Origin of the sequence: Thermus sp. CCB_US3_UF1, from assembly GCF_000236585.1 — a bacterium.
In the GTDB taxonomy this organism is placed as follows: domain Bacteria; phylum Deinococcota; class Deinococci; order Deinococcales; family Thermaceae; genus Thermus.
The window spans coordinates 2,109,637-2,129,146 of sequence record NC_017278.1 but is presented as its reverse complement, the minus strand read 5'-3'; the positions used below and the strand labels follow the sequence as shown (position 1 = coordinate 2,129,146).

21 protein-coding genes, 1 tRNA gene and 2 rRNA genes are annotated in these 19,510 nt (G+C 67.4%); 10 read left to right on the top strand and 14 right to left on the bottom strand.

Annotated elements, in window-relative coordinates; all coding sequences use genetic code 11:
- Positions 1-6: 6 nt before the first annotated feature.
- Entirely contained in the window at positions 7-396 is a 390-nt protein-coding gene (locus tag TCCBUS3UF1_RS10740; RefSeq protein ID WP_014516527.1) for a hypothetical protein, read from the top strand.
- On the opposite strand, the gene amrB is transcribed toward TCCBUS3UF1_RS10740, so the two are convergent.
- Together amrB and amrS are read right to left on the bottom strand one after the other, a co-directional pair.
- The gene (gene amrB / locus TCCBUS3UF1_RS10735; protein WP_014516526.1) at positions 393-1,184 is read right to left on the bottom strand and encodes an AmmeMemoRadiSam system protein B; all 792 of its coding nucleotides are present in this window, start codon (positions 1,182-1,184) and stop codon (positions 393-395) included. The two genes, TCCBUS3UF1_RS10740 and amrB, sit on opposite strands and share 4 nt — an antisense overlap.
- Complete coding sequence (amrS, locus tag TCCBUS3UF1_RS10730) at positions 1,172-2,224, bottom strand: AmmeMemoRadiSam system radical SAM enzyme (RefSeq protein WP_014516525.1); 1,053 nt, start codon at positions 2,222-2,224, stop codon at positions 1,172-1,174. Before amrS ends, amrB begins: the two co-directional genes overlap by 13 nt.
- A 157-nt stretch (positions 2,225-2,381) precedes the next feature.
- On the opposite strand from amrS, the gene TCCBUS3UF1_RS10725 reads away from it, so the two are divergent.
- From TCCBUS3UF1_RS10725 to TCCBUS3UF1_RS10715, 3 genes are all read left to right on the top strand, one after another.
- Positions 2,382-5,300: ribosomal RNA gene (locus TCCBUS3UF1_RS10725) — 23S ribosomal RNA — on the top strand.
- An 84-nt stretch (positions 5,301-5,384) separates the two neighbouring features.
- Positions 5,385-5,501 (top strand): 5S ribosomal RNA (rrf, locus tag TCCBUS3UF1_RS10720).
- A gap of 10 nt (positions 5,502-5,511) precedes the next feature.
- Positions 5,512-5,587: transfer RNA gene (locus tag TCCBUS3UF1_RS10715), tRNA-Gly, on the top strand.
- Between the two features lie 31 nt (positions 5,588-5,618).
- Here the strand turns inward: TCCBUS3UF1_RS10715 and TCCBUS3UF1_RS10710 are convergent.
- The 7 genes from TCCBUS3UF1_RS10710 to pgeF are packed head-to-tail and all read right to left on the bottom strand — an operon-like array spanning position 5,619 to position 13,689.
- A complete protein-coding gene (locus TCCBUS3UF1_RS10710; protein ID WP_014516524.1) occupies positions 5,619-6,248 on the bottom strand; it encodes a histidine phosphatase family protein in 630 nt (209 codons plus the stop codon).
- Positions 6,245-7,246: a phosphoribosylformylglycinamidine cyclo-ligase gene (purM, locus tag TCCBUS3UF1_RS10705; RefSeq protein ID WP_014516523.1), complete on the bottom strand. Its 1,002-nt coding sequence runs from the start codon at positions 7,244-7,246 to the stop codon at positions 6,245-6,247. Before purM ends, TCCBUS3UF1_RS10710 begins: the two co-directional genes overlap by 4 nt.
- Before the next feature lie 5 nt (positions 7,247-7,251).
- Positions 7,252-8,661: an Asp-tRNA(Asn)/Glu-tRNA(Gln) amidotransferase subunit GatB gene (gatB, locus tag TCCBUS3UF1_RS10700; RefSeq protein ID WP_014516522.1), complete on the bottom strand. Its 1,410-nt coding sequence runs from the start codon at positions 8,659-8,661 to the stop codon at positions 7,252-7,254.
- A gap of 22 nt (positions 8,662-8,683) precedes the next feature.
- Complete coding sequence (locus TCCBUS3UF1_RS10695) at positions 8,684-9,769, bottom strand: type IV pilus twitching motility protein PilT (protein ID WP_014516521.1); 1,086 nt, start codon at positions 9,767-9,769, stop codon at positions 8,684-8,686.
- A gap of 11 nt (positions 9,770-9,780) precedes the next feature.
- The gene (gene pilB / locus TCCBUS3UF1_RS10690; RefSeq protein WP_014516520.1) at positions 9,781-12,447 is read right to left on the bottom strand and encodes a type IV pilus assembly ATPase PilB; all 2,667 of its coding nucleotides are present in this window, start codon (positions 12,445-12,447) and stop codon (positions 9,781-9,783) included.
- The gene (locus tag TCCBUS3UF1_RS10685) at positions 12,444-12,926 is read right to left on the bottom strand and encodes a YqeG family HAD IIIA-type phosphatase (RefSeq protein ID WP_014516519.1); all 483 of its coding nucleotides are present in this window, start codon (positions 12,924-12,926) and stop codon (positions 12,444-12,446) included. The genes pilB and TCCBUS3UF1_RS10685 overlap by 4 nt, the downstream gene beginning before the upstream one ends.
- A gap of 34 nt (positions 12,927-12,960) precedes the next feature.
- On the bottom strand, positions 12,961-13,689 hold the full coding sequence (gene pgeF / locus TCCBUS3UF1_RS10680) for a peptidoglycan editing factor PgeF (protein ID WP_014516518.1): 729 nt from the start codon (positions 13,687-13,689) through the stop codon (positions 12,961-12,963).
- A 77-nt stretch (positions 13,690-13,766) separates the two neighbouring features.
- Between pgeF and TCCBUS3UF1_RS10675 the strand changes: the two genes are divergently transcribed.
- Positions 13,767-14,171: a DUF4395 family protein gene (locus TCCBUS3UF1_RS10675; protein WP_014516517.1), complete on the top strand. Its 405-nt coding sequence runs from the start codon at positions 13,767-13,769 to the stop codon at positions 14,169-14,171.
- Here the strand turns inward: TCCBUS3UF1_RS10675 and ribH are convergent.
- The gene (gene ribH / locus TCCBUS3UF1_RS10670) at positions 14,158-14,631 is read right to left on the bottom strand and encodes a 6,7-dimethyl-8-ribityllumazine synthase (RefSeq protein WP_014516516.1); all 474 of its coding nucleotides are present in this window, start codon (positions 14,629-14,631) and stop codon (positions 14,158-14,160) included. The genes TCCBUS3UF1_RS10675 and ribH overlap by 14 nt on opposite strands.
- A gap of 20 nt (positions 14,632-14,651) precedes the next feature.
- Here ribH and crcB point away from each other — a divergent pair, with 20 nt between their 5' ends.
- The 4 genes from crcB to TCCBUS3UF1_RS10650 are packed head-to-tail and all read left to right on the top strand — an operon-like array spanning position 14,652 to position 16,312.
- Positions 14,652-15,029, top strand: a complete 378-nt coding sequence (gene crcB / locus TCCBUS3UF1_RS10665; RefSeq protein WP_041434054.1) for a fluoride efflux transporter CrcB — start codon at positions 14,652-14,654, stop codon at positions 15,027-15,029.
- Positions 15,030-15,033: 4 nt separating this feature from the next.
- Positions 15,034-15,366 (top strand): DUF190 domain-containing protein, encoded by a 333-nt coding sequence (locus tag TCCBUS3UF1_RS10660; protein WP_014516514.1) that lies wholly within the window; start codon positions 15,034-15,036, stop codon positions 15,364-15,366.
- 46 nt (positions 15,367-15,412) lie between these two features.
- The gene (locus tag TCCBUS3UF1_RS10655; RefSeq protein ID WP_014516513.1) at positions 15,413-16,015 is read left to right on the top strand and encodes a sulfite oxidase-like oxidoreductase; all 603 of its coding nucleotides are present in this window, start codon (positions 15,413-15,415) and stop codon (positions 16,013-16,015) included.
- Positions 16,016-16,042: 27 nt separating this feature from the next.
- Positions 16,043-16,312, top strand: coding sequence for a hypothetical protein (locus tag TCCBUS3UF1_RS10650; RefSeq protein WP_014516512.1), 270 nt, complete (start codon positions 16,043-16,045; stop codon positions 16,310-16,312).
- Here the strand turns inward: TCCBUS3UF1_RS10650 and TCCBUS3UF1_RS10645 are convergent.
- From TCCBUS3UF1_RS10645 to TCCBUS3UF1_RS10630, 4 genes are read right to left on the bottom strand one after another with little or no spacing between them, the layout of a single operon-like run.
- On the bottom strand, positions 16,288-17,091 hold the full coding sequence (locus tag TCCBUS3UF1_RS10645) for a histidinol-phosphatase HisJ family protein (protein WP_014516511.1): 804 nt from the start codon (positions 17,089-17,091) through the stop codon (positions 16,288-16,290). The genes TCCBUS3UF1_RS10650 and TCCBUS3UF1_RS10645 overlap by 25 nt on opposite strands.
- Positions 17,081-17,674, bottom strand: a complete 594-nt coding sequence (locus TCCBUS3UF1_RS10640; protein ID WP_014516510.1) for a hypothetical protein — start codon at positions 17,672-17,674, stop codon at positions 17,081-17,083. Before TCCBUS3UF1_RS10640 ends, TCCBUS3UF1_RS10645 begins: the two co-directional genes overlap by 11 nt.
- A complete protein-coding gene (locus TCCBUS3UF1_RS11510) occupies positions 17,656-17,991 on the bottom strand; it encodes a hypothetical protein (protein ID WP_014516509.1) in 336 nt (111 codons plus the stop codon). Before TCCBUS3UF1_RS11510 ends, TCCBUS3UF1_RS10640 begins: the two co-directional genes overlap by 19 nt.
- On the bottom strand, positions 17,984-18,574 hold the full coding sequence (locus TCCBUS3UF1_RS10630; protein WP_014516508.1) for a nicotinamidase: 591 nt from the start codon (positions 18,572-18,574) through the stop codon (positions 17,984-17,986). Before TCCBUS3UF1_RS10630 ends, TCCBUS3UF1_RS11510 begins: the two co-directional genes overlap by 8 nt.
- Positions 18,575-18,628: 54 nt before the next feature.
- Between TCCBUS3UF1_RS10630 and metF the strand changes: the two genes are divergently transcribed.
- Positions 18,629-19,510: a methylenetetrahydrofolate reductase [NAD(P)H] gene (gene metF / locus TCCBUS3UF1_RS10625; RefSeq protein WP_014516507.1), complete on the top strand. Its 882-nt coding sequence runs from the start codon at positions 18,629-18,631 to the stop codon at positions 19,508-19,510.

Below are 19,510 nucleotides of genomic sequence, written 5' to 3'. Positions count from 1 at the left end.
TTTGCCATGCACGAGGCCCTGCTTTTCCTCCACAACCTGGTGCGCTGGCTGGTCCTGGCCTTCGGCCTTTGGGCCTTGGTCCGCCCCGAGCCCCGGCCAGGCGCTTTCTTCGCCCACGCCCTCACCCTGCAGGTGGTCCTGGGGGTGCTCCTGGCCTTCGCTAGCCCGCTCTTCCAAGGGGCCTTGGCCGCCCTGGAGGCTACCCTGCAGACCCCGGGGGAGGCCCGTTACTTCGTGGCCGAACACTGGGTGGGGGGGCTTGTGGCCCTGGGCCTGGCCCATGCCGGCTTAGGCCAGGCCCGGAAGGGCAAGCCCCGGGCCCGGCTCCTCTTCGCCCTGGCCCTTCTCCTCCTTCTCCTCTCCATCCCCTGGTTCCGGCCCCTCCTACGCCTTTAGGCCAGGTAGGCCACCGCCGCATACCCCACCACCCGCCCCGCATCCCCGGAGGCCTCGGCGCTGGTGGCGTAGGCCAAAAGCTGGGCCCGCCAGCCCTGGGCTCGGGCCAGGAGGGTGAGGGTAGCCCAAGGAAGGCGGCCGCAGGCCTCGGCCCCCGCCACCCCTTGGGCGTCCAGGGCCAGGGCCCTTTCCAGGGTCTTGGCGTCCAGGGTGCGGGCCATGGGGTCGGGGTGGTAGTGGGAGAGGTCGCTGGAAGCCAGCACCAGGTCCTCGGGGCCCAGCGTTTCCAAAAGGCCCCGGGCAGCCTCCCCGGGGTCCACCTCCCCGAACAGGAGGGGGAGGATGGGGGTGTGGGGGAGGACCGCCTGCAGGAAGGGGAGGAGGACCTCGAGGCTGTGCTCCTCCAGGAAGGGCTCCTGGTACTCGCGGAAGGGGGGGCCCAGCCGGAGAAGCCGCCTTCCCCCTTCCAGGTCCACGGCCACCTCCCCTAAGGGCGTGGCCCAGGCCCGGTAGGGGTAGAAGGCCACGCCCCGAAAGGCCAGGAAGTGGCTGGGCCCGAGGAGGATGGCCCGCCTTGCCCTTCCCCGCCAGGGGAGGAGGGCCGCAAACCCCTTGGCCGCCACCCGCCCCGAGTAGCGGTAGCCGGCGTGGGGCAGGAGAAGCCCGCGGATCCTGGGCCCGGGGGGGCTGGCGGCTTCGCCGAGGAGCCTTGCCACCTCCTGCTCCAAGGCCCTGCCCTCCTGGGGGTAGAAGTAGCCGGCTACCGCTGGAGGCCTTACCAGGTCCATACGCCGGGGATCCTCCTGCCGCACCCTGGGCAGAGGCCCGGGGTTTCCCAACGGGGCTCCACCCAATAGCCCCGCCGCCGGATGAGGAGGGCGCCACACCCCGGGCAGAAGGTGGAGCTTCGGGCCTCGTCCAGCACGTTTCCCAGGTAGACGAAGCGCAAGCCCTCCTCCTTGGCGATCTCGTAGGCCCGTACCAGGGTGGCATGCCGGGTGGGCTCTAGGTCCAGCATGCGGTAATCGGGATGGGCGGCGGAGAGGTGCCAAGGGATCTCGGGGGAAAGCCCCCGGAGGAAGCGGGCCATGGCCCGCACCTCTTCCTCCTGGGTGTTGTACCCCTCCAGGAGGAGGGTGGTCACCTCCACCCAGACCCCCTGGGCCACCAGGTGCTCGAGGGTTTCCAGAACGGGCTTCAGCCGGGCCCCGCAGATCTCCCGGTAAAACCTCTCGCTAAACCCCTTCAGGTCCACGTTGGCGGCGTCCAGATAAGGGCGGATGTAGCTCCAGGCTTCCCGGGTCTCAAACCCACTGGTCACCAAGACGTTTTGCATGCCCCGTTCCTTGGCCAGCTGGGCGGTGTCCCGGACGTACTCGATCCAGACGGCGGGCTCGTTGTAGGTGTAGGCCAGAAGCCGCACCCCCAAGGCCTCTGCCTGGGCCACGATCCTTTCCGGAGGCCAGTCCTCCCCGATGGGCCGGTCCAGGTGCCCTTCGGCATCCACCCGGAACCCGCGCAACTGGGAGATGCGCCAGTTCTGGCAGAAGGCGCAGAAGAGGTTGCACCCCACGGTGCCCACGGAAAGGATGCCTTCCCCCGGGTGGAAATGGTAAAGGGGCTTCTTCTCCACCGGATCCAGGTGGACCGCGGCGGCCTTGCCATAGGTCACCAGGTAAAGCCTGCCCCCTAGGTGGCGCCGCACCCCGCACTTGCCCACCCCTTCTGGGGGAAGGGCACAGTAGTGGGCGCAGGCCCGGCACTGCACGTAGCCCTTGGGCAAAGGGCGCACCAGATCCGCTTCCCGCAAGGTGGCCTGGAGGGTCATTCCATACCCGGCTAACCCCATTCTACCCTCCCCCCTTGACAGGGGTCTTTAGGTCTGGTAGTTTTTTCTTTGCGCTGCCTGGGAGGCGGCGGGGGATCTTGAAAGCTGGGGTGGCGAGTGATGCGGTTGTAAGCCGTACGGCAGTGCGGCTTTGTAGGGTCAAGATGCTAAGGGCCCACGGTGGATGCCTTGGCACCCGAGCCGATGAAGGACGTGGCTACCTGCGATAAGCCAGGGGGAGCCGGTAGCGGGCACAGATCCCTGGATGTCCGAATGGGGGAACCCGGCCTGTGGGAACACAGGTCACCGCCGTTTGGCGGGGGGAACCTGGGGAACTGAAACATCTCAGTACCCAGAGGAGAGGAAAGCGAAAGCGACTCCCTGAGTAGCGGCGAGCGAAAGGGGAAGAGCCTAAACCGTCCGGCTTGTCCGGGCGGGGTTGTGGGGCCCTCGGATACCGAATCCCTGGTCTAGCCGAAGCTGCTGGGAAGCAGCGCCAGAGAAGGTGAAAGCCCTGTAGGCGAAAGGCTTAAGGGATAGGTGAGGGTACCCGAGTACCCTGTGGTTCGTGGAGCCATGGGGGAATCTGGGCGGACCACCGCCTAAGGCTAAGTACTCCGGGTGACCGATAGTGAACCAGTACCGTGAGGGAAAGGTGAAAAGAACCCCGGGAGGGGAGTGAAATAGAGCCTGAAACCGTGGGCTTACAAGCAGTCGCGGCCCCTTTGCGGGTTGCGGCGTGCCTATTGAAGCATGAGCCGGCGACTCACGGTCGTGGGCGAGCTTAAGCCGAGGAGGCGGAGGCGTAGGGAAACCGAGTCCGAAGAGGGCGGAGGCGGGCCGCGTGCGGCCCGCGCAGTCCGCGGCCGTGGACCCGAAACCGGGTGAGCTAGCCCTGGCCAGGGTGAAGCTGGGGTGAAACCCAGTGGAGGCCCGAACCGGTGGGGGATGCAAACCCCTCGGATGAGCTGGGGTTAGGAGTGAAAAGCTAACCGAACCCGGAGATAGCTGGTTCTCCCCGAAATGACTTTAGGGTCAGCCTCAGGTGCTGACTGGGGCCTGTAGAGCACTGATAGGGCTAGGGGGCCCACCAGCCTACCAAACCCTGTCAAACTCCGAAGGGTCCCAGGTGGAGCCTGGGAGTGAGGGCGCGAGCGATAACGTCCGCGTCCAAGCGCGGGAACAACCGAGACCGCCAGCTAAGGTCCCGAAGTCTGGGCTAAGTGGGAAAGGATGTGGCGTCGCTGAGACAGCCAGGAGGTTGGCTTAGAAGCAGCCATCCTTTAAAGAGTGCGTAATAGCTCACTGGTCGAGTGACGCTGCGCCGAAAATGATCGGGGCTTAAGCCCAGCGCCGAAGCTGCGGGTCTGGGGGGCAACCCTCAGGCGGTAGGGGAGCGTTCCCGATGCCGATGAAGGCCGACCCGTGAGGGCGGCTGGAGGTAAGGGAAGTGCGAATGCCGGCATGAGTAACGATAAACAGGGTGAGAATCCCTGTCGCCGTAAGCCCAAGGGTTCCTACGCAATGGTCGTCAGCGTAGGGTTAGGCGGGACCTAAGGTGAGGCCGAGAGGCGTAGCCGAAGGGCAGCCGGTTAATATTCCGGCCCTTCCCGTGGGTGCGATGGGGGGACGCTCTAGGCTAGGGGGACCGGAGCCATGGCTGAGCCCGGCCAGAAGCGCAGGGTGGGAGGTAGGCAAATCCGCTTCCCAGAAGCTCTGCGTGGTGGGGAAGCCCGTAAGGGTGACAACCCTCCGAAGCCAGGGAGCCAAGAAAAGCCTCTAAGCACAACCCACGGGAACCCGTACCGGAAACCGACACAGGTGGGCGGGTGCGAGAGCACTAAGGCGCGCGGGAGAACCCTCGCCAAGGAACTCTGCAAGTTAGCCCCGTAACTTCGGGAGAAGGGGTGCTCTTCGGGGCGTCCTTTGGGCGCCCTAGGGGAGCCGCAGTGAACAGGCTCTGGCGACTGTTTACCAAAAACACAGCTCTCTGCGAACTCGTAAGAGGAGGTATAGGGAGCGACGCTTGCCCGGTGCCGGAAGGTCAAGGGGAGGGGTGCAAGCCCTGAACCGAAGCCCCGGTGAACGGCGGCCGTAACTATAACGGTCCTAAGGTAGCGAAATTCCTTGTCGGGTAAGTTCCGACCTGCACGAAAAGCGTAACGACCGGAGCGCTGTCTCGGCGAGGGACCCGGTGAAATTGAACTGGCCGTGAAGATGCGGCCTACCCGTGGCAGGACGAAAAGACCCCGTGGAGCTTTACTGCAGCCTGGTGTTGGCTCTTGGTCGCGTCTGCGTAGGATAGGTGGGAGCCTGTGAAGCCGCCCTTTCGGGGGCGGTGGAGGCGCCGGTGAAATACCACCCTGATGCGGCTGGGGGCCTAACCCAAGGGATTGGGGACAGCGCTTGGCGGGCAGTTTGACTGGGGCGGTCGCCTCCTAAAGGGTAACGGAGGCGCCCAAAGGTTCCCTCAGGCGGGACGGAAATCCGCCGGAGAGCGCAAGGGTAGAAGGGAGCCTGACTGTGAGGCCTGCAAGCCGAGCAGGGGCGAAAGCCGGGCCTAGTGAACCGGTGGTTCCGTGTGGAAGGGCCATCGATCAACGGATAAAAGTTACCCCGGGGATAACAGGCTGATCTCCCCCGAGCGTCCACAGCGGCGGGGAGGTTTGGCACCTCGATGTCGGCTCGTCGCATCCTGGGGCTGAAGAAGGTCCCAAGGGTTGGGCTGTTCGCCCATTAAAGCGGCACGCGAGCTGGGTTCAGAACGTCGTGAGACAGTTCGGTCTCTATCCGCCACGGGCGCAGGAGGCTTGAGGGGGGCTCTTCCTAGTACGAGAGGACCGGAAGGGACGCACCTCTGGTTTCCCAGCTGTCCCTCCAGGGGCATAGGCTGGGTAGCCATGTGCGGGAGGGATAACCGCTGAAAGCATCTAAGCGGGAAACCTGCCCCAAGATGAGGCCTCCCACGGTGTAAAGCCGGTAAGGACCCGGGAAGACCACCCGGTGGATGGGCCGGGGGTGTAAGCGCCGCGAGGCGTTGAGCCGACCGGTCCCAATCGTCCGAGGTCTTGACCCTTATGGCCCTGATGGTGCCACCCCAGCCGGGATCCCCCGCCCCCAAGGGCGGTGCGGGGATTTTGAAAAGCAAAACACGAGAATCCCCCGTGCCCATAGCGGCGTGGAACCACCCGTTCCCATTCCGAACACGGAAGTGAAACGCGCCAGCGCCGATGGTACTGGGACCGCAGGGTCCTGGGAGAGTAGGTCGGTGCGGGGGATTTTTCCTTGCGGGAGTAGCTCAGTCGGTAGAGCACGACCTTGCCAAGGTCGGGGTCGCGGGTTCAAGTCCCGTCTCCCGCTCCAACCTGGCCCCCCGGCACCATGCCGGGGGGTTTTATTTTAGGCTCTCGTCGGAAAGCCAGTCGGCCCAGGTTTCCAGGTGGGCGGTGTCGGAAACCGTCAGCACCTCCCCTGCCGGCAGGAGGATGCGGGTGATGGAGGTGTTGGGGATGTGGAAGCGCCGCCAGGCCTGGCCCTCGAGGTTCAAGACCAGCTTGAGGGCGGCACGGACGATCCCCCCGTGGGTCACCACCAGGTGGCGCCCCGGGGGGAGGCTTTCCCAAAAGGTTTCCAGGCGCCGGGCTACCTGGGCCATGCTCTCCCCCCCTGGCCTTGGGGTGTGCCAGGGGTCTTCCTGTGCCTTCTGGAAAAACTCCGGGTACCTAGCCTCCGCCTCCGCCCGGCTAAGCCCGGCCAAGGCCCCCACGTCGATCTCCCGCAGGAGGGGGGTGGGGGATAGGGGGAGGCCCAAGAGGCTTGCCAGGGGCTCCGCGGTTTCCTTGGCCCGGCGTAGGTCCGAGGAGAAAAGCCCCTGGAAGGCCAGTTGGCTTTTGCCCAGGCGCTGGGCCAGGCGGAAGGCCTGGCCGATGCCCACCGGGGATAGGGGCACGTCCAGGTGGCCTTGGAAGCGCCGTTGTACGTTCCAATCCGTCTCACCGTGGCGGATGAGCCAGATTTCCTTCATAGCAGAACCACGCCCGCGCCTCGGACCACCTTCCCCACCAAGAACCCCTCCACCAGGGTAAGGGCCCGTTGCGCCTCCCCTTCGGGGAGGATGAGGAGGAGGCCCAGGCCCATGTTGAAGACGCGGTACATCTCCTCTTCCGGGATATTCCCCAGGCCCTGCAGGTAGGGGAAGACGGGGGGCACGGGCCAGCTTCCCCGGTAGACCTCGGCCCCCAGGCCCGGGGGGAGGGCCCGGGGCAGGTTTTCCGGAAGCCCACCCCCGGTGATGTGGGCGATGGCGTGGATCTCCACCCCGGCCTCCTTCAGGCGGAGAAACTCCGCCAGGTAGGCCCGGTGGGGCCGGAGGAGGGCGGCCTTTAGGCTTTCCCCAAGCTCGGGGATGAAGGCCTCCAGGTCCTGGCCGGCCACCACCTTGCGGATCAGGGAGTAGCCGTTGGTGTGGGGTCCGGAGGAGGGAAGGGCCAGGAGCACGTCCCCTTCCCGCACCCGTTCCGGCCCCAGGATCTCCCCCTTCTCCACCACGCCCACCAAGGTGCCCGCGATGTCCCAGGCCCCTTCCCGGTAGACCCCGGGCATCTCCGCGGTCTCTCCGCCCAGGAGGGGGATGGAAAGGGCCTTGCAGGCCTCGGCCAAGGAGGTGAGGAGGGCGGAGAGCACCCCCTCCTCCAGGCGGCTTGCCGCCAGGTAGTCCAGGAAGAAGAGGGGGGTAGCCCCCTGGGCCAGGAGGTCGTTGACCGAGTGGTGGACCAGGTCAAACCCCAGGCCGGAAACCTCTCCCGCCTCGAGGGCCAAGAGGGTTTTGGTCCCCACCCCGTCCGTGGTGGCCACCAGCACGGGATGGGCCATTCCCTTCAAGACCATGGCGTCGAAAAGCCCCCCAAAGGCCCCCAGGCCCCTAAGGACCGAGGGGGTATAGGTGGCGGCGATGGCCTCCTTGGCCCGCTTCAGGGCCTCGGCCTTGGCCTCGATGTTGACCCCGGCCTCCTCGTAGCGCATCGGCCCTATCCTACCCCAAGGGCCTCCAGGAGGAGGCGGCGCACCACCTCGGGCTTGGCCTGGCCCCGGGTCCGCCGCATCACCTGGCCAAGGAGGGCCTCCAGGGCCTTGAGCTTCCCCTGGCGGACGCTCTCTGCCGCCTCGGGCATGGCGGCCAGGACCTCGGCCACCACGCGGCGCAGGGCCCCTTCGTCGGCCACCACCCTTAGGCCTCGCTCCCGCACCAGGGCCTCGGGGTCTTGGCCTTCCAGGAGTTCGGGCAGGAGGGTTTTGGCCACGCGGCTGGTGACCTCCCCCCGCTCAAAGAGGGCCACCAGCCGGGCCAGGGCCTTGGGCGTAAGGCGGGTTTCCTCCAGGGCAAGCCCCCGCTCGCGGAGAAGCCCGGCCACGTCGGCCAGGAGCCAGTTGGCCAGGGCCTGGGGGGAGGCTTCCCCTAGGGCCAGGGCCTGGTCCAGGAAGCGGGCCAGGGCCGGGGTGTAGGCCAGCACCTCGGCGTCCTGGGGCTTGATGCCGAGGCCCTGGTAGCGGGCCTCCTTTTCCCACGGGAGTTCGGGCAGGCTGGCCCGTATCTCCTGCAGCCAGGCCCGGGGGAGGGGTACTGGGGGGAGGTCGGGCTCGGGGAAGTAGCGGTAATCGGCCTCCTCCTCCTTGGTGCGCATGGGGTAGGTCTTGCCGCTCCCCTCCTCAAAGCCCAAGGTGGCCTGCTTGACCCTTTCCCCCCGCCGCAGGATCTCGGTCTGGCGGCGGATCTCGTACTCCAGGGCCCGCTGGACGCTCTTGAAGGAGTTGAGGTTCTTGATCTCCACCTTGGTGCCCAAGCCCTCCCCGGGGCGGCGCAGGGACACGTTGACGTCGGCCCTTAGCTTCCCCTCCTCGGGGCTGGCCTCGGAGATGCCCAGGGTCTGGACCAGGGCCTGGATGCGTTGCAGGAAAAGCCGGGCCTCCTCGGGGGTATGGAGGTCCGGCTCGGTGACCAGCTCGATGAGGGGGCTACCGGCCCGGTTGAGGTCCAAGAGGGTCCGCCCCTCCAGGTGGAGGCTTTTGCCCGCATCCTCCTCCAGGTGCAGGCGCTTGATGCGCACCGCCCGTCCCCCCAAGGGCAGGCTCCCCCCCTGGCCCAGGGGCAGGTCGTACTGGCTGATCTGGTAGTTCTTGGGCAGGTCGGGGTAGAAGTAGTTTTTGCGGTGGAAGAGGAGCCTTTCCGGAACCCGGCTTCCCAGGGCTAGGGCCAGCTTCAGGCCGAACTCCACCGCCTTGCGGTTGGGTACGGGCAGGCTTCCCGGGAGGCCCAGGCAGACCGGGCAGGTGTGGGTGTTGGGCGCCTGGCCAAAGTACTCCGCCTCGCAGCCGCAAAAGGCCTTGGTCCGGGTCTTGAGGTGGAGGTGGACCTCGAGGCCGATGACGGCTTCGTACATGACCTCCAGTCTACCAGGGGCTCTAGCGCCGGGTGCCCTCCTCCACCCCCGCCAGGCGCATGAACTCCTTGGGGTCCACGGCCCGGGCCAGGCCCATCTCGTAGGTGATGAGCTTGCGCTTGTACAGGTCGGCCAGGCAGGCGTCCATGGTGATCATGCCGAACTGGCCTCCCGTCTGGATTACGCTTCGGAGCTGGTGGCTTTTGCCCTCCCGGATCAGGGCCCGCACCGCCGGGGTGGCGATCATGAGCTCATAGGCCAGGACCCGCCCGCCTCCAAAGGCCTTGGGCAGGAGCTGCTGGGTGAGGACGGCCACCAGGTTGTTGGAGAGCTGGACCCGGACCTGTTCCTGCTGGACCTCGGGGAAGACGTCGATGATCCGGTCAATCGTCTCCGGGGCGGAGTTGGTGTGCAGGGTACCCATGACCAGGTGGCCGGTCTCGGCGGCGGTGATGGCGGCGGCGATGGTCTCGTAGTCCCGCATCTCCCCCACCAGGATCACGTCGGGAGCCTGGCGCAAGACGCTCCGCAAGGCCTTGTGGAACCCGTGGGTGTCGGCCCCGATCTCCCGTTGGTTGATGATGGCCTTCTTGTGCCGGTGGAAGAACTCAATGGGGTCCTCGATGGTCACGATGTGCACCGGCTTGCGCTCGTTGATGTAGTCGATCATGGAGGCCAGGGTGGTGCTCTTGCCACTTCCCGTGGGCCCGGTGACCAGGACCAGGCCCCGGGGGGCCATGGCGATCTCGGCGATGGCCTTGGGCAGGCCCAGCTCCTCAAAGCTTTTGATGGACGCCGGCACCACCCGCAGGACCCCGCCCACGCTCCCCCGTTGCAGGAAGACGTTCACCCGGTAGCGGCCCTTGCCCGGGAGGCTGAAGGAGAAGTCCAGCTCCTTCTCCTCCTCAAAGATCCGCTGCTGCTTCTCGTCCATGAGGGCGTACATGAGGCGGCGGGTGTCCTGGGGGGAGAGGGGCTCGTACTCCGTGGGGTGGAACTCCCCGTCCACCTTGATCATGGGGGGAAGGCCCACGGTGATCACCAGGTCGCTGGCTCCCCGCTCCACGGCCAGGGTCAAAAGGTCTACGATATCGGGGGTTTTGGGCATGCGTGCCTCCTTCACTCAATGGTACGCGCCAGGACCTCCTCGAGGGTGGTAATCCCCAGGAGGGCCTTGTAGATCCCGTCCTCCCGCAGGGTTTTCATGCCCTTTTTGCGGGCGATCTCCTTGATCTCCGTGGCCGACTTTCCCGCCACGATGGCGTGGCGGATCTCGTCGTCCACCACCAGGAGCTCGTGGATGGCGTAGCGGCCCTTGTACCCGGTGCCGCTGCATCGCTCGCACCCCATGCCCTTGTAGAGCTTGGCCCCCGCGATCTCCCCTTCCGTGAGGCCCAGGCGGCGCAGGACCTCGGGGTCTGGTTTGACCTCCACCTTGCAGTGGTCGCAGATCCGCCGCACCAGGCGCTGGGAGAGAACGCCGATGAGGGCGGCGGAGATGTTGAAAAGCTCCACCCCCATCTCGTCCAGGCGGGTCACGGCCTGGGCGGCGTCGTTGGTGTGCAGGGTGGCGATGACCAGGTGGCCGGTGAGGGCGGCCTCGGTGGCGATCTTGGCCGTTTCCGAGTCCCGGATCTCCCCCACCATGATGATGTCCGGGTCCTGGCGCAGGAAGGCCCTAAGGGCCCGGGCGAAGGTGAGGCCAGCCTGGGGGTTTACCTGGGTCTGGTTGATCCCGGGGATCTCGTACTCCACGGGGTCTTCGATGGTCTGGGTGTTTTTATCGGGGGTGGCGATCCGCTTCAGGATGGAGAAGGTGGTGAAGCTCTTGCCGCTTCCCGTGGGCCCGGTGATGAGGAAGATCCCGTAGGGCTTGGAGATCACCTCCTGGAAGCGCTCAAAGACCCCGGGGGCAAAGCCCAGGCCCTCGATCTCCGGGATGTCGCTGGCCTTTTTGAGGAGGCGCATCACCGCCTTCTCCCCATACACCGTGGGCAGGGTGGAAAGGCGCAGGTCCAGGTCAATGGAGCCCTCGCGGTACCGCACCCGCCCGTCCTGGGGCAGGCGCTTTTCGGCGATGTTGAGCCCGCCCATGATCTTGATGACGCTGATGATGGCGTTCAGGGCCCCCTTGGGCAAGGTGGTGTACTGGCGCAGGGCCCCATCGATGCGGAGGCGCACCAGGACGTCGGCCTGCCGGGGTTCCACGTGGATGTCCGAGGCGTCCTGCAGGTAGGCCTCCCGGATCACCTGCTTGACGAACTTCTGGGCGGCGCTTTCGTCCAGCTCGGTGGGGGTGGCCTCCTCCTCCTGGTACCCCTTGGAGAGCTCCTTGGCCAGCTCCCCCAGCTCCTCCTTGCCGTAGAAGCGCTCGATGAGCTTGGTGATGGCGGCCTCGGTGGCCACCGCCGGCACCAGCTCGTAGGTTTGCCCCTTGCGCTTGAGGGCCAGGCGCACGTCGTCCAGGGCCAGGATGTTCCTGGGGTCTTTCATCAGGAGGACCAGGTTCCTCCCTTCCAGGTGGTGGGGGAAGATGCCGTAGCGGCGGGCCAGGTCCTCGGGGATGAGGAGGGCCGCCCCGGGGTCAGGGGGGTTCTCCGCGGGGTCGATGTAGGCGTAGCCCAGCTGGGCGGCCACGGCCTGGGCCAGGGCCTCGGGCTTGAGCTTGCCCGACTGGACCAGGGTGTCCTCCAGACGCCCCCCGCCCTGGCGCTGCTTCTTCAGGGCCTCTTCCACGTCTTCGGGCCGGGCCAGGCCCAGCTCCACCAGGATCTCCCCCAGGGGTTTGGCCTTGGGAAGGCGCTTTTGCACCTCCAAAGCTTCCCGCAGGTGCTCCCGGCTCAGGCGGCCCTCCTGCACCAGGACCTCCCCCAAGCGGCCCTTCTCCGGGTAGGCCCGGTGGAACAGGGCCTCCCACTCCTTGGGCAGGGTGAGGTAAAAGCGGCCCGGCCGCCCCAGGAGCTCCTCCACCGCCTCCTTGTGCCGGGGGTCGGCCAGGACCACCTCCACCTTGCCCTCGCGGAAGGCCACGGGAACGGCGCTAAAGCGCAGGGCGTCGGAGCGGAGGAGGAGGGCGGTGGCTGCGGGGTCGGGGGAGATCCCTTCGGTGGAGGGGAGGAACTCCAGGCCCTTCTGTTCGGCCAGGGTCTGGTAGAGGGCTCCCTCGGGCAGGCCTTTCTTCACCAGGATCCGCCCCAGGAGGTCCCCCGTCTTCTCCTGCTCCACCAGGGCCTCTTCCAGGGTGGCCCGGTCCAGGAGGCCCTTTTCCAGAAGGAGCTCGCCCAGTTTCAGCTCCCCTTGCGTGGGGCCTGTGGGTAAGGGGGGCAGGGGGAGGTTGAGCTCCGGGTACCCCTTGGCCAGGGCGTAGAGGAAGGAGCTGCGGGTGGCCTGGTAGGGCTCCACCACCAACCCGGTGAGGTCCTCCACCTCCTCGAGGCTCAGGGTGTCCAAGGGGTTGACGAAGGCCACCCGCACCACCCCGGCCTCCTCGTCCAGGGCGAAGGGGATGGCCTGGAGCTCCTTGGCCTTCTCCGCCGGAAGCAGGGCCTTGACCTTGGGGGGGATCTCCAGGGTGTGCAGCTCCACCAGGGGGATGCCGAAGTGGTCCTCAATGGCCTGGGCGATGCGCCTTTCCGAAAGGAGGCCCGAGTCCACGATCACCTCGGCCAGGCTTCCCCCCACTTCCCGGTGCTTCTCCAGGGCCATCTGCAGCTCCTCGTCCGTGAGGAGCCCGGCGTCCAAAAGGATGGCCCCCAGCCGTTTGTCGCCAATGGTGAGCACGCTCATGCCGACCCTCCCCAGGGTTTCCTAAACGGAGTCTCCAGCATCCGTATGAAACGCGTGTAAAAGAATTCCTTTTCCCGCAAGGGCGGCACCAGCACGGTGTAGGCCCCCACCAGGTTGCCCCCCAGGACGTCGGTGAAGACCTGGTCCCCCACCACCGCCACCTCCCGGGCGGGGAGGCCCAGGGCCCTCAGGGCCTTGCGGAAGCCCAGCCACGGCTTGAGGGCCGGGGCGTGGCCCGGGAGGCCAAGCCTTCCCTGCACCCGGGCGAAGCGCTCGGGGAGGGCGTTGGAGAGGAGGTAGATGGGCACCTCGGCCTTGAGGTCCTCCAGCCAGGCCCGGTAGGGGGGAGGGGGGTCTTCCTCCCCGTAAGGGAGGAGGGTGTTGTCCAGGTCCAGGATCACCCCTTGGAGGCCCCGCGCCCGCAGCCAGGCTGGGGTGAGGTGGAGGAGGGAGGGAAGGACGGCCCGGGGGAAGAGCATGGCCTCATTGTGCCACGCCGGGGTGAACCCTCCCTTAACGCGGGGGGAGCATGACCAGCCCCCACATCCGCCCCGTCCGCCCCCGATCGCGGCGGTGGGAGAAGAGGGTGGGGGTGCAGCGGGTGCAAAGGCCCACCCGGTGGATCCGTTCCCTGGGGATCCCCCACCTTTGCGCCTGGAGGAGGAGGGCCCCTTCTAGGTCCAGGAGGTACCTGCCCGGGGCCTTAGGGTCTTGGGCGAAGGTGGAAAGGCCCGCCTCGGCGAAGCGGGCCGCCACCTCCTCCCCCACCTGGTAGCAGCACCCCCCGATGCCCGGGCCCAGGGCCAGGTGGGCCTCCTGGGGGTCCAGGCCCAGCCCGGCCAGCAGTTCCAGGGCCCGGGGCAGGATCCCCCCCACCACCCCCCGCCAGCCCGCGTGGAGGGCGGCCACGGCCCCTTGGGGATGGTAGAGGAGCACGGGGTAGCAGTCCGCCACCCCTACCCGGAGGAGGAGGCCTGGGGTCTGGGTGAGGAGGCCATCCCCCTCCCAGGTCCCCGGGCCCGTCACCCGGTGCACCTGGGTGCCGTGCACCTGCTTCAAGGCGGCCACCGGAGGGTGGCCGAAGGCCTCCAGGACCCGGCGCTGGTTCTCCGCTACCCGTTCGGGGTCATCCCCGGTGGCCGGGGAGAGGTTCAGGCTGGCGAAGGGCCCTTGGGAAACCCCACCCTCCCGGGTGGTGAAGCCGTGGGGGACGGGAAGGGGGGTGGTGAGCAGGGGGACCATGCCCTCATTCTCCCCTGTCCTGGCCCGAGTGTGCACCTTACCCCTATGCTTCATAGGCTCATATGTATAGTGGGGCCATGAGGACGGACCGGAACCAGCTCCGCTTCAACCAGGCCCTCCTGACCCTTCTTCTCCCCCTGGCGGCCCTTCTGGACCTTCCCCTTCTCGTCTACCTGCTCTTCCTCCTCATGCTGAGCCAGCACACCCCTTGGGACCTGATGGTGGCCCTGAAGCGGCTCCTCCAGGTACCCCCAAGGCTGGCCGAAGAGGACCCAAGGCCCCACCGCTTCGCCCGGAGCCTGGGGGCGGTTTTCCTGGGGTTGGCCTCCCTTTGCCTCCTGCTCGGCCTAAAGGGTCTGGGCTACGGCCTGGCCCTGCTGGTGGCCCTCCTGGCCTTGGTCAACCTGGCCTTCGGCTTCTGTTTGGGGTGCTTCCTCTACCTGCACCTGCGCTACGCCCGGGCCTTTTTCACCGGGAAATAGCCTCCAAGAGGCGCACCATCTCAATGGCGGTGAAGACCGCCTCCGCCCCCTTGTTCCCCGCCTTGCCCCCGGCCCTTTCCTGGGCTTCCTCCGGGGTGTTGGTGGTGAGAACCCCGAAGACGATGGGCTTTTCCGTCTGCAGCATGGCCTGCATGAGGCCGCTGGCTGCCTGCCCCGCCACGTGTTCAAAGTGGGGGGTTTCCCCCCGGACCACGGCCCCCAGGGCCACCACCGCATCCACGTCGGCCCTCTGGGCCAAGCGCTTGGCGATAAGGGGGAGCTCAAAGGAACCCGGCACCCAGGCCACCAGGACCTCGGCAGGGTCCCCCCCCAGCCGGGCGTAGGCCTCGAGGGCCCCCTCCAAAAGGAGCTTGGTCACCCGCTCGTTGAAGCGGCCCACGGCGATGGCCAGGCGCACCCCCTTGGCCGTGAGGATGGGGGAGAAGGTCTTGGGTTTCATGGCCTCACTATACTTTGGGGGTGGAACGCTACCTCCTGGTGGCCTTGGGCGGGGCTTTGGGCTCCCTATTGCGCTATGGCCTAGGGGCCTGGGTGCAGGGCCTGACCGGACCCGGTTTCCCCTACAGCACCCTTCTCGTCAACGCCCTGGGGAGTTTCCTCATCGGGGTGGTGGTCCGCCTTTCCCTCGAGGGGGCCCTTTCCGGCGAGGCCCGGCTTTTCCTGGCCGTGGGGCTCCTGGGAGGGTTTACCACCTTCTCCACCTTCAGCTACGAAACCCTCGCCCTTCTGCAGGAAGGGGAGGTGGTCCAGGCCCTTTTCTACGTGGGGGCCAGCCTGGCCCTGGGCCTCTTCCTGGTCCTCCTGGGCTACCGGCTCGGGGGGGCGCTGGTAGCCTAGGGGCATGAAGCTGGAAGGCGAGGCCCTTCTCCTCCGGGTGTTTATCGGCGAGTCCGACCGCCACGAGGGGCGGCCCCTCCACGAGGCCATTGTGCTGGAGGCCAAACGCTCGGGCCTGGCCGGGGCCACGGTGCTCAAGGGCTTCATGGGCTTTGGGGCCCATTCCCGCATCCACACCGCCAAGATCCTGCAGCTTTCCCAAGACCTTCCGGTGCTGGTGGAGATCGTGGATACCGAAGAGAAGATCCAGGCCTTCTTGCCCGTGCTGGAGGGGATGGTGCGGGAGGGGCTCATCACCCTGGAAAGGGTGCGGGTAATCCGTTACCAGAGCCGGTGAGCTAGGGCGCTTTTGCCTGCAGGTACCCGGCCTATCCTAAAGGCGTATGGACAGGGTACCCCCGGGGCAGATCCTCACCCAGCGCTTCCCCATCCTCACCTATGGGGAAGAGCCTAGGGTTTCCCCCGAAACCTGGCGGCTGGAGGTGCGCGGGTTGGTGGAGGCCCCCCTGGTCCTCGGCTACGCCGACCTCCTGGCCCTACCCCAGGTGGAGGTGGTGCGGGATTTCCACTGCGTAACCCGCTGGAGCCGCCTGGACGTGGCCTGGAAGGGGGTACAGGCCCGGGTTCTCCTGGAACGGGCCAGGCCCAGGCCGGAGGCGGTGGCGGTCCTGGTCCACAGCTACGGGGGCTACACCACCAACCTCCTCCTGGAGGACCTCCTGCGGGAGGATGTCCTTTTGGCCCACACCCTTTTCGGCCGGCCCCTTCCCCCTGAGCGGGGAGGGCCGGTGCGCCTGCTCGTCCCCCACCTCTATGCCTGGAAGAGCGCCAAGTGGGTGCAGGCCATAGAGCTTCTGGACCACCTGGAGCTGGGGTTTTGGGAGAGGCTGGGCTACCACTGGCGGGGGGATCCTTGGCGGGAGGAGCGCTTCCAGGAAGGGCCCATTCCCGCGGCTAGCCTTAGATTTCGCAGTAAGAAAACCTAATATAATCAGGCTAAGGAGGGGATGGGTATGACCCCCGTGGAAGAGGCGCGCCAACGGGTGGAGGAGGCCCTTCGCCGCTACCGTGCCTGCGTGGAGGAGGAGGCCCAGGAGTATGGCCCCGAGTACGAACGGGTGACCTACATGGAGTACGAAGCCCCGGCCCCTGACCCCTGCGCCGAGGCCTTTGCCCGCCTGGTGGCGGCGGTACGGGCCTACGAGGCGGCTGGGGGCGAGCGTTCCCACCTGGATCTGGGGCCTGAAGGGGAGCGGGTTTACGGGGCCCTGGACAAGGGGTAGGCCCGGGGCTTACCTTCCTGGAAATAGTGGGCCTCCCTGTAGCCCAGCCGGCGGAGGAGGGCCGAGGCCTCCCTGAAGGCGAAGCCCACCTGTTCCGGGCGGTGGGCATCCGAGCCCAGGACCACCCCAATGCCCAGCTCCCGGGCCCGCTGGAGGAGGACGGGGGCGGGGTAGACCTCCTGGGCCGGGTTCCGTAGGCCGGCGGTGTTCACGTCCAGAAAGAGCCCCGCCTCGGCCACCGCCTGGAGGGCAGGCTCGGCCAGTTCCAGAAGGGCTTCCTCCTCCAGGCGGTGGCCGAACTTCTTGGGTAGGTCCAGGTGGCCGATGGCGTGGAAGAGGCCGCTTTGCGCCGCCTTGGCCACCTCGCGGAAGTAGGCGCGGTAGACCTCCTTGAGGTCCCGCCAGGCGTACTCCCCCTGGTGGTCGGGATGGTCCAGGGGCCAGGCCCCCAGGTAGTGGACGCTCCCGATCACGTAGTCCAAGGGGTAGCTCCGGAGGAGGGTGCGCACGAAGTCCTCGGTGCCGGGGTGGAAGTCGGCCTCGAGGCCAATCCCCACGTAGACCTCCGGATGGGTTTCCCGCACCCGTTCCAGGGCCAATAGGTAGAAGGGAAGCTCGGCCAGGCCCATGCGGCTTCCCGGGTCGTACCAGGGGGGCATGGGGCTGTGGTCGGTGAAGACCAGGCCCTTTAGCCCCTGCTTTTGCGCCTGGAACAGGTACTCCCCCGGGGCCCCTTCCGCGTGGCCGCACAGGGGGGTGTGGACGTGGCTATCCACCATGGGAGGATTCTATCCGCACCAGGTGTCCCTCCCAGGCGTAGGCCACCACAGGCTGGCCCAGGGCCCGGCTCAGGTCCAGGGAGAGGAAGGGGTCCTCCTCGGCCCCTCCCGCCCGTTGCACCAGGACCGGGGCGGGCTGGGCCAGGAGGTCCGGGGAGCGCGCCAGGATGGCCTCCACCCGGAAGGCTTCCGCCCACAGGCGCTTGAGGGCGAAGAGGGCCTCCTGGGCTCCGGAGGCCTTGTGGAAGCCTTCCTCTCCCGCCCGGCGCAGGAGGAAGCCTCCAGGGCCCAGGGTGCGGAGGAAGGCTTCCGCCCGCTCGGGGAGGAGGTAGCTCTCCCGCACCGCCCTTTGCGCCTCCTCCGCGGCCAGGAGAAGGCGTTCCTCGTCCACCCGGACCCCGAACACCCCCTGGAAGAGCCGCCCCAGGCGGTCGGGCAGGTTGTTGAGGCGGCTGAACTCTTCCCAAAGCCCCTCCACCCAGGTCTCCGCCAGGGGAAAGCCCAGGACTTGGGCCCGCTGGAGGAGGCCCACCTCCCCTAGGGGGGCCGCCATGGCCAAGGGGATTAGACCCGGCTCGGCCATAGGTGGCTGCGGTAGGGGGGGAAGGCCTCGCCAGGGGCGAAAGGCCCGGCCTTTCCCACCCCCAAGGGGGCCCAGGCCGCCCGCTTTGCCCCCAGGTCGTCCACGGGCCAGGCCTCGGGCCATCCCAGGCCGAAGGCCCAAGGCATCCTCCCCCTCCAGGGTCCCATCCCCCGCGCCCGCTTTAGCCCCCGGACCCCTTCGGGGTCTGGGGCCTCGGCCGGGAGGCTTTCCGCCAGCACCCAGAAAGGATCCTGCTGGGGGAAGGGGGCGGGGTCCAAGCCTTCCGGAAGGCCGTGCAGGACAGGGCGCTCAAACAAACCGCACCCCTTCGGCCCGCGTCACCTTCCCCTGGTAGAGGAAGGTGATCTGCCGTAGGGCGGCCTGGAGGTCAAAGGGGGTCAGGGCGCTGGTGGCGTCCTCGGGGAGGACCACGCTGTACCAGCGGAGGGCAGCCGATCCCGCGGTGTGCAGCACGCAGATGTTGGCCACCGTACCCGTGACCACCAGGTGCTTCACCCCCCAAAGGTGCAGGTAGTGGTCCAGGGGGGTGCCGTAGAAGGCGTCGTAGCGCACCTTCTGCACCACCAGGTCCCCCGGCTCCGGGCGGAGTTCTTCCAGGATCTCTGCCCCCCAGGTGCCGGCCACCGCGTGCCGGGGCCAGATCTGGAACTCGGGGTCGTCCTCGCGGTGCCAGTCCTGGGTGTAGACCACCCGCACCCCCGCCCCCCGGGCCCTTTCCAGGAGGAGCCTGATGGCGGGGACGCTTTTGGGAGCCTCGGGCACAAAGAGGGCCCCTTGGGGGTGGGCGAAGTCGTTTTGCATGTCCACCACGATGAGGGCCGTCTCCTTGGCGGGAAGCTCCAGGCTGGCCGCCTTGGGGATCTCGGGAACCTCCACCATGGCCCCATTCTGCCACCCTTGACCGGGGGTGGGGGAGGGGCTACACTCGGTCGCATGAAAATCCGGGACCTCCTTAGGGCGGGCAGGGGGCCCCTCTTTTCCTTTGAGTTCTTCCCCCCCAAGACCCCGGAAGGGGAGGAGGCGCTTTTCCGCACCATGGGGGAACTGAAGGCCTTCCGTCCAGCCTTTGTCTCCATCACCTATGGGGCCATGGGGAGCACCCGGGAAAGGAGCGTGGCCTGGGCGGAGCGCATCCGCCGCCTGGGCCTTCTGCCCCTGGCCCACCTCACCGTGGCCGGCCAGAGCCGGAAGGAGGTGGAGGGGGTGTTGGAGCGGTTCGTGGCCGTGGGGGTGGAAAACCTCCTGGCCCTCCGCGGCGACCCCCCCCAAGGGGAGAGGGTCTTCCGGCCCCATCCCCAGGGCTTCCGCTACGCGGCTGAGCTGGTGGCCTTCATCCGTCAGCGCTACGGGGAAGGGGTTTCCGTGGGGGGGGCGGCGTACCCCGAGGGCCACCCGGAAAGCGAAAGCCTCGAGGCCGACCTGCGCCACTTCAAGGCCAAGGTGGAGGCAGGGCTGGACTTCGCCATCACCCAGCTCTTCTTCAACAACGCCCACTACTTTGGCTTTCTAGAGCGGGCCCGGCGGGTAGGGATCGGCATTCCCATCCTCCCCGGCATCATGCCCATCACCAGTTACCCCCAGCTCCGCCGCTTCACCGAGGTCTGCGGGGCCAGCATCCCCGGGCCCCTCCTCTCCCAGCTGGAGCGCCACCAGAACGACCCCCAGGTCATCCTGGAGATCGGCGTGGAACACGCCGCCCGCCAGGTGGCCGAGCTCTTGCAAGCGGGGGTGGAGGGGGTGCATTTCTACACCCTCAACAAAAGCCCTGCCACCCGCATGGTCTTGGAGCGCCTGGGCTTCCGCGCCGCCCCCTAG

Excerpts from the sequence above, each read along its gene's own strand:
- TCCBUS3UF1_RS10740 (WP_014516527.1), top strand. The coding sequence starts at position 7 with ATGCACGAGGCCCTGCTTTTCCTCCACAACCTGGTGCGCTGGCTGGTC.
- amrB (WP_014516526.1), bottom strand. The coding sequence starts at position 1,184 with ATGGACCTGGTAAGGCCTCCAGCGGTAGCCGGCTACTTCTACCCCCAG.
- amrS (WP_014516525.1), bottom strand. The coding sequence starts at position 2,224 with ATGACCCTCCAGGCCACCTTGCGGGAAGCGGATCTGGTGCGCCCTTTG.
- TCCBUS3UF1_RS10710 (WP_014516524.1), bottom strand. The coding sequence starts at position 6,248 with ATGAAGGAAATCTGGCTCATCCGCCACGGTGAGACGGATTGGAACGTA.
- purM (WP_014516523.1), bottom strand. The coding sequence starts at position 7,246 with ATGCGCTACGAGGAGGCCGGGGTCAACATCGAGGCCAAGGCCGAGGCC.
- gatB (WP_014516522.1), bottom strand. The coding sequence starts at position 8,661 with ATGTACGAAGCCGTCATCGGCCTCGAGGTCCACCTCCACCTCAAGACC.
- TCCBUS3UF1_RS10695 (WP_014516521.1), bottom strand. The coding sequence starts at position 9,769 with ATGCCCAAAACCCCCGATATCGTAGACCTTTTGACCCTGGCCGTGGAG.
- pilB (WP_014516520.1), bottom strand. The coding sequence starts at position 12,447 with ATGAGCGTGCTCACCATTGGCGACAAACGGCTGGGGGCCATCCTTTTG.
- TCCBUS3UF1_RS10685 (WP_014516519.1), bottom strand. The coding sequence starts at position 12,926 with ATGCTCTTCCCCCGGGCCGTCCTTCCCTCCCTCCTCCACCTCACCCCA.
- pgeF (WP_014516518.1), bottom strand. The coding sequence starts at position 13,689 with ATGGTCCCCCTGCTCACCACCCCCCTTCCCGTCCCCCACGGCTTCACC.
- TCCBUS3UF1_RS10675 (WP_014516517.1), top strand. The coding sequence starts at position 13,767 with ATGAGGACGGACCGGAACCAGCTCCGCTTCAACCAGGCCCTCCTGACC.
- ribH (WP_014516516.1), bottom strand. The coding sequence starts at position 14,631 with ATGAAACCCAAGACCTTCTCCCCCATCCTCACGGCCAAGGGGGTGCGC.
- TCCBUS3UF1_RS10660 (WP_014516514.1), top strand. The coding sequence starts at position 15,034 with ATGAAGCTGGAAGGCGAGGCCCTTCTCCTCCGGGTGTTTATCGGCGAG.
- TCCBUS3UF1_RS10655 (WP_014516513.1), top strand. The coding sequence starts at position 15,413 with ATGGACAGGGTACCCCCGGGGCAGATCCTCACCCAGCGCTTCCCCATC.
- TCCBUS3UF1_RS10650 (WP_014516512.1), top strand. The coding sequence starts at position 16,043 with ATGACCCCCGTGGAAGAGGCGCGCCAACGGGTGGAGGAGGCCCTTCGC.
- TCCBUS3UF1_RS10645 (WP_014516511.1), bottom strand. The coding sequence starts at position 17,091 with ATGGTGGATAGCCACGTCCACACCCCCCTGTGCGGCCACGCGGAAGGG.
- TCCBUS3UF1_RS10640 (WP_014516510.1), bottom strand. The coding sequence starts at position 17,674 with ATGGCCGAGCCGGGTCTAATCCCCTTGGCCATGGCGGCCCCCCTAGGG.
- TCCBUS3UF1_RS10630 (WP_014516508.1), bottom strand. The coding sequence starts at position 18,574 with ATGGTGGAGGTTCCCGAGATCCCCAAGGCGGCCAGCCTGGAGCTTCCC.
- metF (WP_014516507.1), top strand. The coding sequence starts at position 18,629 with ATGAAAATCCGGGACCTCCTTAGGGCGGGCAGGGGGCCCCTCTTTTCC.